This window comes from Paenibacillus contaminans, from assembly GCF_003285015.1.
Lineage (GTDB): Bacteria > Bacillota > Bacilli > Paenibacillales > NBRC-103111 > Paenibacillus_V > Paenibacillus_V contaminans.
Window position 1 is genome coordinate 49875 of record NZ_QMFB01000045.1, and the last position, 12622, is coordinate 62496.

Annotated in this window: 13 protein-coding genes, 1 pseudogene and 1 riboswitch; all 14 genes and pseudogenes read right to left on the reverse strand. The window is 46.0% G+C overall.

Features of this window, described 5'->3' with window-relative positions; genetic code table 11:
- Positions 1–57: 57 nt before the first annotated feature.
- On the reverse strand, positions 58–282 hold the full coding sequence (locus DQG23_RS38455; RefSeq protein WP_113036356.1) for a hypothetical protein: 225 nt from the start codon (positions 280–282) through the stop codon (positions 58–60).
- A gap of 465 nt (positions 283–747) precedes the next feature.
- Positions 748–1200 (reverse strand): CBO0543 family protein, encoded by a 453-nt coding sequence (locus DQG23_RS38460; protein ID WP_113036357.1) that lies wholly within the window; start codon positions 1198–1200, stop codon positions 748–750.
- Between the two features lie 201 nt (positions 1201–1401).
- A complete protein-coding gene (locus DQG23_RS38465) occupies positions 1402–1875 on the reverse strand; it encodes a GNAT family N-acetyltransferase (RefSeq protein ID WP_158560919.1) in 474 nt (157 codons plus the stop codon).
- Positions 1876–1938: 63 nt separating this feature from the next.
- Positions 1939–2018, reverse strand: a riboswitch (ZMP/ZTP riboswitch).
- A gap of 73 nt (positions 2019–2091) precedes the next feature.
- Positions 2092–2892, reverse strand: a complete 801-nt coding sequence (locus DQG23_RS38470; RefSeq protein ID WP_113036359.1) for a Cof-type HAD-IIB family hydrolase — start codon at positions 2890–2892, stop codon at positions 2092–2094.
- 134 nt (positions 2893–3026) lie between these two features.
- Entirely contained in the window at positions 3027–3467 is a 441-nt protein-coding gene (locus DQG23_RS38475; RefSeq protein ID WP_113036360.1) for a hypothetical protein, read from the reverse strand.
- A 192-nt stretch (positions 3468–3659) separates the two neighbouring features.
- Entirely contained in the window at positions 3660–4058 is a 399-nt protein-coding gene (locus DQG23_RS38480) for an NUDIX hydrolase (protein ID WP_202866005.1), read from the reverse strand.
- A 33-nt stretch (positions 4059–4091) separates the two neighbouring features.
- Positions 4092–4304, reverse strand: a pseudogene (locus DQG23_RS43925) (hypothetical protein); the annotation flags it as partial.
- A gap of 225 nt (positions 4305–4529) precedes the next feature.
- Positions 4530–5321 (reverse strand): sugar phosphate isomerase/epimerase family protein, encoded by a 792-nt coding sequence (locus DQG23_RS38485; protein ID WP_113036361.1) that lies wholly within the window; start codon positions 5319–5321, stop codon positions 4530–4532.
- Positions 5322–5833: 512 nt separating this feature from the next.
- The gene (locus DQG23_RS38495) at positions 5834–7849 is read right to left on the reverse strand and encodes a discoidin domain-containing protein (protein WP_158560920.1); all 2016 of its coding nucleotides are present in this window, start codon (positions 7847–7849) and stop codon (positions 5834–5836) included.
- A 158-nt stretch (positions 7850–8007) separates the two neighbouring features.
- Positions 8008–8853 (reverse strand): carbohydrate ABC transporter permease, encoded by an 846-nt coding sequence (locus tag DQG23_RS38500; RefSeq protein WP_113036364.1) that lies wholly within the window; start codon positions 8851–8853, stop codon positions 8008–8010.
- 31 nt (positions 8854–8884) lie between these two features.
- Positions 8885–9763 (reverse strand): carbohydrate ABC transporter permease, encoded by an 879-nt coding sequence (locus DQG23_RS38505; RefSeq protein ID WP_113036365.1) that lies wholly within the window; start codon positions 9761–9763, stop codon positions 8885–8887.
- Positions 9764–9910: 147 nt separating this feature from the next.
- On the reverse strand, positions 9911–11302 hold the full coding sequence (locus DQG23_RS38510) for an extracellular solute-binding protein (protein WP_158560921.1): 1392 nt from the start codon (positions 11300–11302) through the stop codon (positions 9911–9913).
- Between the two features lie 665 nt (positions 11303–11967).
- Positions 11968–12315 carry a VOC family protein gene (locus tag DQG23_RS38515; protein WP_113036367.1) on the reverse strand — a complete coding sequence of 116 codons (348 nt, stop codon included), beginning with the start codon at positions 12313–12315 and terminating at the stop codon, positions 11968–11970.
- Positions 12316–12441: 126 nt separating this feature from the next.
- Positions 12442–12622, reverse strand: a 181-nt coding sequence (locus DQG23_RS43310) for a hypothetical protein (protein ID WP_238178230.1), incomplete at its 5' end; no start/stop codon positions are given.

Genomic DNA, 12622 nt, shown 5'->3' on the forward strand with positions numbered 1-12622 from the left:
GACCCTCGATATCCCAAACGATTGGAACAGAACGAAGTTTTTAAATTACAACTCCTGTTATTTATCCAGTTCAACCCATTTGACGTCGTGGGTTCTATCATAGCCGTTTGCAAATACAGTGACATACCCCGCGCTTATGTATTTAACTTTAACTCCTTTGAACGGAACATAGTAACCACTATCCTGTTCTTCGGTCTTACATTTCTCGTTAAATTCCTCATTAGACTTAACAATACTACCGACTCCGATCTTCTCCATTTTGGAGTTTCGTAAAACATTCATATGTTTACCCCCAAACTTTAATAGTTTCGGAAAGGTCGTAAGTTTGAACCAGTTATCAACATCGATTCCCGGCTCTTACTTAGAAGGTCTAAATCTAAATCAGAGTCTATCCATTCTTTCATTCTGGACAGATCTCCCTCAAAATAAGAATAATAGAAATGAAATGTCGATGTCCCGGATAATGCGCTGTCACAAGGATGCTAAAATTGTCAAAAAAACGCACTGAATCGGAGCCGCATAAAAAAATTGAATGGAAAAACAAAAAAGCCCGTTCCTTCACGGAATGAGCCTGCGTCATTTATATTTCAAATCTTCGTCAAATAACGTACCTGCCGGCGATTTGAGCCAAGTTACTTCGTTTCCACGGCATATCTTGGGTTTGGTATTTGTCTTATATATAAAAGCAATCCATAATAAATTTTGTACTCTTCTGCCCGTTACTTCAAAGAATTCCTTCAGTTGGCTTTACATAATATTATGTTTTCTCAATAACAAATAATATAAATACACACCCCCAAAGGCAAATGTGTATGAAATTCCTGTAAAGAAAATGTTCCAGCCATTTCCATAACTGACCTTTCCAAACAATAAAGCTACCCATTCTAACAGCGTGGTAATTAGAATAAATGTACATAAAATAATCAACCATTTATTCGGGAACTTTTTCATCCAGTACACCATGAAACTTGCCAAAACCGGATACAAGCCCAAATCTAAAGGCGTGGCCGAAATCGACTCGTCATCCGGAATAATCGGAGTAAAATCCCAGTACTTCAGCTGAAAACCGAATGCATTGATGGTTCCAGAAATCATAGATGCAATCGGAACAATGAGGATAACGACCTTAGGAGATTTTCTAAATAAATAAATGCCAAAACTCCAAGGGATTAAGAATCCAATGATGATATTGAAAAGCATTCCATTTCCTCCCATAGGTCGGATTTGGAATAGATTACCCAATAAACATTAAATGAATTCAAGAATATTGTGTATTTAAGAATGTCGGAACTTGTATTGAAATTAACCCAGCACTTTATTGTTTTCAACTACTGCAGTAAATCCGTCCAAAAACTTAAACATTCCATAATTTTCCGTTCCCTCATAATAAACAATTCTCTGTTATAAAGATTTTAGCAAGGTAAGCCTGTGATATCCGGCGAAATAATAGTCCATTTCAAGATTGATTCTTCGAAAACCCAGACGTTCATAAAATGCAAGTGCCGCTTGATTCTGTTCGTGATCAAGTGTATGCAGAACGATCTCCTTATGCCCGAGTTCCCCGACTTTCTTGCAGATCGTCGTGATCAGCAAACTGCCTATTCCTTTGCGCACCTGGTCGTTTCTCGTGGCGACGCCGACGATCTCGAAAAGGTTCGTGACTTCCCTTAAGATATATCCGGCATGTCCTATTACGTTCTCATCGTCATCGATCATGACCAAATAGCAGCTCTTGCTTTTCTCTTTCTCTTCAAGGAAGGATCTCCAGCGAGAGGGGTACTGTTCTCGAATGAACGAAGGGAATTGAAACTCATGTTTTGCCATAATATCCAGAACGCTTGTCTGGTGTTGAGCTTGCAGCATTCGAACTTCCAACTTCATCACTCCTATCACTGTTCGCTAACTTTGAAAATAAAAAAGTACTTGATCATTGATCAAATACTTTGCCCAGGCGTACGGCGATTGTCATACACGCTCCCTCGTGGTTATCCACGTTTACGCCAGTTGCGCATACCGATTTTTTCTAATATTATACATGTTGTTTGCTTTCTATGCCATTTCTTTATATCCCGCTATGATCTATCCTGCTTGTTAGCAGAAAAGCACAAATCTTTCAATTGCAACTGCAACACCATCGTTATCATTTGAATCGGTTACGTGGGCTGCACAATTCTTTAGTTCCAATATCGCGTTTTCCATAGCGACCGGAAATCCCGACATATGGAATAGGCCCAAATCGTTAAAATCATCCCCGAATACCATTACATTTTCTGAATTCACTCCGATATCGTTTAACACCCATTGCACGGCTTTTTCCTTTGAGGCTGATTTATCCATGATTTGGACCAATACTCCTTTATCGGTTGCCATTACGTTCACATGGTCACCGAATTGCTCGTCTATATCCCTCCATGTGCTGCAACCTAGAACCAATATTTTGGTCGGGGAAAGTGAACGAATATACTCTTTATCAACAACCTGGGGTTTCGGGTCATTCGAGCGGATACCAAATTGAGCGCATTCGGAGTCGAGAACTGGTCTACACGTATACCATGAATCATTAACCTCATATGAGAGTATCGATTGAGGTGCTCGTAACTCGATGAATTTGTTAATCTGTTGACTAATCTCCATTGGGATACTAATATGCCGCTCATTTTGCTTAGATTTACTTGTAACTAATGCACCATTGTAATATACCATGTAGTCTACAAAAGGGAAGCTCTTCAAAAATTGATTAGCCGCTCTAGGAGGACGCGCCGTGGCAATAATAATATGAATTCCAGAATCAAAACATCTTTTTACAGCCTGATAGTTCCTTGGTGATATCGATTTATCACTATTGAGCAAGGTCCCGTCCAAGTCCAGTACAATTGCCTGAATATTCGACATCTATATCCTCCCCTCAAAATAAACTAAATTGGAAGAATAATACTACTTAATTAAGGTGTCGTCAACAGAAAAGTTGTTACATCAATGAGTATAAAAGAGAAGCTGCCCTGCGGCAGCTCTACACTCTCGTTCCGTTATTCGCATATTTCAAGTCTTTTTCGTAATTTTGTAATTCCTTTTGAAAGCTCGTCACGATTCTTTCCGCTCTTAATCCAATCAGGGAACCTGCTTGCCAAACTCTGATTTTTATTGGGGATTCTTTCTCGCAATGAGGAATTGATATAACCATCCATAAATTCTAAATGCTCTTTATTATAAGCCCAAAGCAAATTTCCGCAGCAATTCGTCCTCAACCAAAGATTAAAACCCATAAACATCCCGTTTCCCCACGTTCCAATCATCGGATCACTCAAAACACCGCAACGTTTACATTGTAGAATAAATCCGAATTTACTTTCCATTTTTCTAATCCCTTTAGCGCATTTCATACAATGGGGACACTCAATGAGAATGTTATATTTGAATACAAAATCGTAAATTCTTTCGCCATTATCTTTGAATCTTGAATCAGTCATAAAATTAACTTCCTTTTTTTTTTCTTTACTTACATCCGTTAATCCATAGCTTAGCATGAAGTGTTCAAGAAAACTGGTTTAGTTGAGAAACGGCTGCCGATCGATTCTGGCCGACTGCCGTTATGTAGCTTCGTCCGCCATCTATGGTTCAAGGCTTGTGGTAAGTGATCATACGAGCGGCGGTAAGGCTGGCTAGTTTATAAGCTGCTCTTCCAGTAATTTGCGAATGACGATTTCATGTACGGGAAAAGCGATTCGGGGGAGCTCCTCACAAGAGAAATAACCTACCTGGTCGATGTCGTCTCCCGCACGTAGCTCGCCGCCGGTTTCTTTGGCCAGAAACCAGATCATGACGCTCTGCTGCTCTGGATTATACCATTCAGTGCCTATGTACGGCTCGCCATAAAGGGAAGTGACGGTATAGAGAGTGGTAAGCTCTATGTGCAGCCCCGTTTCCTCCAACATTTCACGTTTCGCCGCCTCATACACATCCTCACCCCACTCCACAAAACCGCATGGTAGACACCATTGCCCGCTGTATCGTCCCCGCTTACGGCCAAGCAGCACCTTGCCGTTCCGGATGAGAATCATAGCTACGCTCGCTGACGGATTCTGGTAAAACACAAATCCACATACACTGCAGACGAGCCTTTTGTTCTCGTTAAGTCGCAGGGAACCCCCGCATTTTGGACAATAGCTGTATCTCATCAGCAAACCGCCCCCAATATAAGGAAATGTTTCGCTTATTCCGATTGTACCGTACTTCAAGCGCTCCCTCCAATACACGTTTAAGAAGAATTCGTTCTCCCTATGCGATCGAGGAAAACGGGTAGTCATGCATTATCTCGTCAAGCTAAATAACAACAAGCTAAACTGTGGCCTATTAGTTTACTAGCAAAAAGAGACCCACAGCAACGGGCTGCGGGTCTAAGTTATATATTAAAGGGGGGGTGACTTTTATTATAGGCTTAAATGATTAATGTCACATGAAAATAAGATTTCATTTTTATTACATATCAAATTTCCCAACAGCCAGCATCCTTATATAAGTAGCGTTTTCAGTTAGCTCAGGAAACCATTTTTCTTCAGCTCCGTTACGGATTCAGTTAATGATTGACTAGTTTTAATTTCAATTACAACAGACAACTCATGCTGATTAGCAAAGTTTAATCTTTTATTTATTGGTACGATTCCAGTGTATAAAGGTTGGTGATCGGATTTACCGTTATAATCGTGAAGATGCATATGTTTTATGCGGTTCTTATATTGAATGAATATTGATTCTTCATTGAAGCCTGATTTAGCGTCGTGACCAACATCCCATGTTAGAGAAAAATTATCGAATGAGCTCAACGTATCAAGAGCTTTACGAATATGAGGAATATGAAAATCCCCCGTGTTCTCAATACATAATTCGATTTCAAAAGATTTAGCTAAATGGTAAAGTTCTAAATACGAGTCATAAAGTAATTCTAAAAATTTTGATTCATACTGTTCATTTATCCAGACTTTAGTATGCGGTAAGGTGAAATAAATACCATTATTCAAGTGCATGTTTAGGGTTTTGACGCCTGACAAGTTTGCCCACTCCATCACTTGTTTGCATCGTTCTAAATGCCCCTGCCTTATAGAAGGATGGTAGGATGATAAATCCATTTCTTCTGGGAGATGTATTGTAAAATCTATTCCGAATTGTTCTTTATAGTTTCTCAATTTCGAATAACTTAAATGTTCCGGTGTGCAGATAGGAAGATTCATATTTAATTCGATAAATTCTAATCCGAGTATATTACATAATTGAACATTTTCAGTCATGGATGTGTATTGTACTAAAGTCGGCATTCCAAGCTTCATATGACCATCCTCGATTCATCTTTGATACTAACATTCAAGGTGAAAAGATAGCAACATAATGAACCCTTGTGTATTCTTGTTGGAAGCTGCTCGAACGCTTCGACCGTTATCCCGTTCAGCATGTGACAGGGGTCGCGGTTTATCATGGTTACAATTCTTTCCGAATCTGATCGGTTATGAAGTCGAAATACCAAATCAATATCCGAAAGTTTCATGATGTTCTCTCCTTGAAAAATAAGGAATGGAATAAATTATGCATAAATTTTAACATGTTCTTTCTCAGGAGTGGTTCGTTAAAAACTATTATAGTTAAATAATCATGCCCCTTAGATGAACATGAACAAAAGCAGCCGGTCAGAATGACCAGGCTGCCTCCATGGTGACGGATTCTATTCTTGTCTCCTTTAGCAAGAACGCTTGCCAGATGCCGGGGATAAAACGGCACATGCAGCAGAACCGGGTCCGATTCCTCGGATACCCGGTCCTGCTCTTTACTATCATTTAATTTCTACTTAAGTAGCTTCATACACCTCTAGCTCGTTTAACAAAGCCCATCCCTCGGAATCGGTAATCTCTACCTTGATGTATGCTGCCGTTATCGGCGCTGCCAACCTGGTGATGTCGATCGTCCCGTCCTGATGCACGGCGTCCGAATAAGTTGCTACGGGGATCCACGTCGTACCGTCCGCCGAGACCGATACGACAGCATCCTCGGCATATCCCGGCTTCAAATTGATGCCGATCGCCGTCAATTGCTTCGTACTGCCAAGCGAAACGGTATAATGCGCTGCCGGAGGTGCGGACGAATTACGTGTGGAGGAATACCAGTAGGATAAATTGCCGTCGATCGCGCCGGTTACGCCGAGCCCCGGGCGGGATGAGGCGGTATAGGTCATGTCGGTATCGATCTGGAGCTGGTTGGCGTTGTACAGCGAAAGCAGGTCGATCTTGGTGCCGGGAGGCGGCTGCGTCCCGAACAGAGCGATCTCCGTCAGCCCGGCCCATTGGCTCGACGACGTAATCTCGACCCGGACATGCTTCGCCGTGACTGGCGCGGTCGGCTCGATCAGGTCCAACTCGCCGCTGTTTTGTACGACGTTCGTATACGTTCGCAGCGTCGTCCAGGACGTTCCGTCGTTCGAATAGGAAACCGTACCGCTCATCGTATAGTCGGGCCTCATGTTGATGCCGACCGCCCGAATCGTAACCGGGTCTTGGAAACTCAGCTCGTAATGCGCCGCGGGCGGTGACTTTGAACCACGGAACGCGCTGTTCCAGTACGAAAAACTGCCGTCGATCGCGCCCGTAATGCCCGTTTCCGGATGGCTGGCCGTCGTCCACGTCATGTCCGTGTCGATCTGAACGGCGCCGCTCGTATAAAGGGACATCAAATCCAAACGGTCATGCGGATCCTGCTTGGACAGCTCCTCCACGGTCGCATACGTCCCGCCGATAAAGCCGCGCGATGCATCGTAATACACCATGAATATGGTCCCGTCCGGCAGCTCGACCGCGCTCGGGTAGCTCATATCCCCCACGCCCCCATTTTTGTAGATGCCTACCGTTTGCCAATCATCCCAGTCGTCTCCGACCGGAATCGCCTTGCCTACCACCGGTCTGCCGCCTGAAAAAGCGAAGCTCCGATCCCCCCACGTGTGCAAAAGAAGACCGCTGCTCAGCAGCAGCAAATCGGAGCAGTGCGCCTTCATCGATGTTCGCACCGCCTGTGTCCACGTAAAGCCGTTGTCGTACGAGTGGCTTTCCCATGCGTGATAATTATCGTAATCTCTCAATGTACGATGCAGGCTGTACAGATGTCCGTTTCCAAGATCAACGATGACCGGCTCGACGAAGCCGATGTTTTGCGCCGGAATCGGCTCAGCCAGCAATACCTCCGTCGAAGCGTTCCAGGTCAAGCCGCCGTCCGTGCTGCGAACTGCTGTAGAGCGCGGCATTTCTTGCCGGTTTACGATGGAGCCGTAGATCGGCAGGAGCAGATCGCCGTTGCTCAGCTCGACCGCCTTCGATGTGACGGCCGAGTAAGAAGCCAGGCTTGTGCCGACCGTGACCGGACTGCTCCACGTCGCTCCGCCGTCCGTGCTGCGCGCCGTTCGGACTTGACGGACCGTTGTCGTATTGTTGAAGGTGAACCATGACACGAGCAGCGTACCGTCGTTCATCTGCATGACCGAAGGGTCGCGGTCGTCTTCCGGCGTATCGATAATCGTGACGGAGGTTGACCACGTTTGTCCATTGTCTGTACTTACCGTTTTCATGATTTTGCCGTTCGTCGCCTCGTGGGTGCTGGCTGAGTAATAGACGACGAACAGAGTTCCGTCTGCTAACCGCTCCATTGAAGGGAAATACGTATTCGACGTTCCGGGGATACCGGATGCGACGATGACGTCAGGCTCGGTCATACTGGAGATAGCCGAAGCCGGCTGAGAACCGGACAGGATCAGGCCGATAGCCATAACGAAGTACAGTAGCAGCCGGCTTGCGTTCGTGACAATTGTTTTCCTTTTCATACCACATAACCTCCGATTAGTGGAATGCGGTCCAGTTGTTCCTGAAAAGGATGAGCTGTATGGCAGCCTCCATTCCAGGTCCGCGATATGTTCAAGAAGGAAATCGATTAGGGTCAACATATCCGAATACGATTTATATGCCGGTTTCTTCATTGTCCTTACCCTTTGAGCGCACCCACAGTAATGCCTTTGACGAAAAATCTTTGGAATGCCAGGAAAAACAGCAGCATCGGCAAAAACGCCGCCGTACCGCCCGCCATAGCAAGCCCCAGATGAACCGTCGTCAATCCGTACGCCAGCTTGGAGACGCCGAGGGGTAGCGTCAGCATTTCCTTCTGATCGACCACGACCAGCTGCCACAAATATTCGTTCCATACCGCGACGAAGGCGAAAATGCCGACCGCCCCGATCGCCGGCTTTGCGATTGGCAGTACGATCGTCGAGAAAATCCGGATTTCGCCGGCCCCGTCGATTTTGGCCGCCTCCAGCAGCTCGTTCGGTATCGACGACATGAATTGCTTAACGAGGAAAATACCGAACGGGTATGCGAGAAACGGCACAATCAGTCCCGAATACGTGTTCATCCAGCCCAACTCGGCGATCAATAGAAAACGCGGGATGAGCATCACTTCATTCGGCAGCATCATCGTTACCAGCATGCACCAGAATAACAGCGTGCGTCCGGGGAACAGCTTCTTGCCGAAGGCGTATCCGGCCAAAGCGCTTGTGAGGATGGCGCCGAGCGCGGCGCTTCCGGCAACGATCACGCTGTTCAACAGCCATTTCAGCGTCGGATTGCTCACGAACAGGATGCGGTAGTTTTCCATCGTCGGAGCGGCGGGGAACCATTCCGGCGGCATCTTCATAGTGTCCGACATAATTTTGAACGAGCCTGTAATCATCCAATAAAGCGGCATGAGGGCGATAACCGTCATCATTGTCAAAAGCAGTAGCCCGCCTGCCCGCAGCATCGTTTCGGACTTGCTCAAGTGCATCGTTTTCATTCTATCCTCCTTCCTCGACTGAGGCTCCGGCTCAGTATTCGGTATCTCTGCCAAGCAGCCGGAAATTGATCCAAGTAATGAAACAGACGATTGCAAGCAGGACAACCCCAAGCGCGGATGCATAGCCGAAGTTGAAAAAGTCGAATGCGGTCTGATAAATGCGGAACACGATTGTCTGCGTGCTGTTGGCCGGTCCGCCGCCCGTAAGCAGCAGGATGACGACGAACACCTGAAACACCGCTATCGTCTTCGTCACGACGACGAACAGCGTCGTCGGCTTCAGAAGCGGCAGCGTAATGCGTATGAACCGCTTCCAGGCATTCGCCCCGTCGATCATCGCCGATTCGTACAAATCGGAAGGAATGCCGCCAAGCGCCGCGAGGAACAAAATGATCGGCTGTCCGATAATAAAGGTGACGACGACAGTAATGATCGACATAAGTGCTTTGCCCGGCGTGCCCAGCCAAGCTACCGGCTCGAAGCCGAACAAGCCGATCAGGTAATTAAGCAGTCCATAGGTCGGATGCAGAATCCAGATCCATACCATCGAAAGTACGACTCCGCTTGCTACGACCGGTAAATAAAAAGCCATTCGGTAGAACGTCTGAAGCCGCCTGCTCAACGGAAATACGAGTACCGCAATGCCGAGCGACAGCACGAGACCTGCAGGTACGACGCCCAATACGATGAGAACCGTATTCGTAAGCGACTTCCAGAATGCCGCGTCGTCGTAAAGCTTCTCGAAGTTGCCGAGTCCAACCCACGTTTTCCCGCTCAGTTTCACGTCATAGAAGCTGAAGCTAAGTCCGCGCAGGATTGGAACGAATGTAAAGATGACGAAAAAGAAATAAGCGGGAAGCAGGAAGAAATAAGCCCACCTCGCTTTGACGATTTGACGGATCAGGTTCATTTCCTTTGTCCCCCCTTAACGGAGCAGCAAAACCGCTGCCTGGCATATGATGCCTAGTCTCTCAAAGCTCGGCTGAATGTGGAGTCAACGGTTCGTTAGGACTTCCCGTATGGCCGCGGCTTTCGCTCCATTTATCGATTTTGCCGGTTACTTGCCGGATAAGATTTTATTGGCCGCCTTTTCGTAATCAGCGAGTGCTTGCGCCGGCGTTTTGGCCTTTAGCAGTGCCGCTTGTATTTCAGGTTGAAGCAGCACACGGATTTCCGCATATTTCGGAACGGTTAAGCCGAGATCCTCGACGCCGCGTTCCTGAATGATTTTTTGCAGGACGCCATAGTTGGGATCGTCTTGAAGCGGACTGCCGGCGGATTTTTTGACTGGAAATTGCCCGGCGTTGATTGCGTATGTTTTCTGGTACTCCGTGCTGTTCAGGAACTTTAGAAATTCGCCGATCCATTTTTTCTTCGTTTCGTCCTTTTGCTTGAATACGGCGAGCCCTGTCGGACCGACCGGTACGCCGTTCTTGACGCCCGGAGCGCTCGGAAGCTGCACCATCGCAAGCTCGACATTGCCCTTCACTTTGCCTTCCGTTTTCGCATTGTCAAGCTTTGACCACTGGCCGAGCGTATCGCCTTGGGCGCCTAGCTGGCTTTGCCAGAACAAGAGGTCGATATCGGCTGCTTTGGCCGTCACCGCGCTAGGCTGCAAAAGACCGTCGTCGTTCATTTTGACCAAATATTCAAGCGCCTTCAGACCTTCGGGACTATTAAGCGCGACTTTGCTGTAATCGCCGTCCTTGAACAGCTTGGCGCCGAATGCCCAGAAATAGCTGTACAACCCATGATCGCCCTGCGGAACCGCAAATTGAATGCCGAAAGGATATACCTTGTCTTTTTCCGCTACGGCGCGCATGGCCTGATCGAACTGTTCGATCGTCCAGTACGGATTATCTTTGGTCGGCAGCATGCTTTCTTTCCCTTTACTTTTCCAAATCGATTTGTTGACAACTAATCCGCTTGCCCAAGCGTAGGACGGAAGCGCATGAAGGTGGCCGTCGATCGTATACAACTGCAGGTAAGACGAGATGTAATCGTCTAGCTCCTCCTTCGGCAGGAGCGTTTCCAAATTTTCGAGAACGCCTTGGTGCGCATACTGCGCCGTCCTGCCGAGGTAATCGCGCAAAATGTCAGGCGGCGTGCCGGCTGCTACGGCAGCCGGTATTTTCTTCGGCAAATCGTCCCAAGTAACCGATTGAACGTCGATCTTTACATTCGGATATTTCTCCATAAATTTCTTCGCTTGAATTTTCTCGAAATCGCCGAAATTCTCGGTTTCCTTCTCCATCCCTTTGATCCTTTGAAAGCGCGGATCCACCCAGTAAGTAATCGAAACCTTCTCATCCTTGCCTGTTGCGGCCGGCGATGCGTTTGCCGGTTTGTCCGATTTCTCTCCGGCATTCCCGCTTCCGCCGTTCCCGGAGCAAGCGGTTAGGTAAACCAAAGCGAAGGCGGTACTAGCAAGCAGCATTTTACGAATCATTCGTGTATCCTCCCCAATCGTATTTTGACAAAACAAATTCACAGTCCTCATTCGCCCTTAATGTCCGGTTGTGGTGCGCCTCCCTTCGATCATGTGATCCGCCCCTTTCCTCTGACATTTTGACTAGATCCCGATTCGTTCCGTTCTTAAGATGTTGACCCGACTGTGTGGCCTGTTATCATTGTAGTTTTTATGAAATCGCTTTCCAACGAGGTGGAACTAATAAAATGTGTGTGGAATTAACTAAGAGCGACAAACTTTACCTCTATGAGAAGAGGCGATCCCCGTCCTTCGATATCGTCATTATCAAAAGGGATGAAAAAAAACGACTCGGCATCCAGTTACCATACCTTGTCGTTTTTCGTTGTATCTGTCGATTTCTCCGGCGCTCCCGCATTCGCAAGTTCCTTAACGGCAAATGCTTGAACCCGCTCCGTCAGCTCATCAATGATGATTATCCCCGCGAAATTTATCTGAACAATGCTCTTGTCAATAATACACAAATACATATGCGACATTACATGGTTGCCTTTCTTGTCCTTTTAGATTTATTGATGCTGCCCTTTAAGTGAACAAAGGCAGCCGGTCATTTTGGCCGTCTGCCTTCGTGGTGGATTATTCAACTCTTATGCCCGTTAACTCAATTGAAAATAAATAACAACTCGTTATTTCTCCCAAAGCTCGATCAGTCGACCTTCCGGATCTTCAATCCATATAAACTGTCCATATTCACTTATCTCTTTTTTCTTTGCAAGAGGTACACCAATATCTTCAAGATGCTTAATCGTCTCGTTTAGATTATTTACTTGGAAATTTAACATCACTTGCTGTTCTGTTGGAAAATAACTGTCATTCTCGGTAAAAAAAGAAAAAATAGTCTCATTTCCGATTTGGGGTTTTATCACAGTCCCATTCCAATTTTCTATTTCAATCTGCAACACTTCGCTGTACCATTTTTTTACAACCTCAAGATTCTTAGTTCTCCAAAATATTCCTCCGAAACCTTTTATCATCGTATCTAACTCCTGTCTGTCATCAAATTTTCACCTATTCGATTACATTAAATATTCGAGATTTACTTATAAGTTCCTTTCTCAACTATACTGGTTTACAAATTGGGATAAATACCTTTCTTCAACTCATTTATCATGCCATAATAAAAAAGCGTTATTCTTATCGTACCCATTGATTAAGAACTGGCTGCCATCATATCCCCGATCTTGAACTATTGATAATAAAAAGCCTGTGCATTCTATACACTGGTACCCACAGTCTGGACACTTTGAAAAAGTGTCCAGACTGTGGGTACCTTTTTTTTGT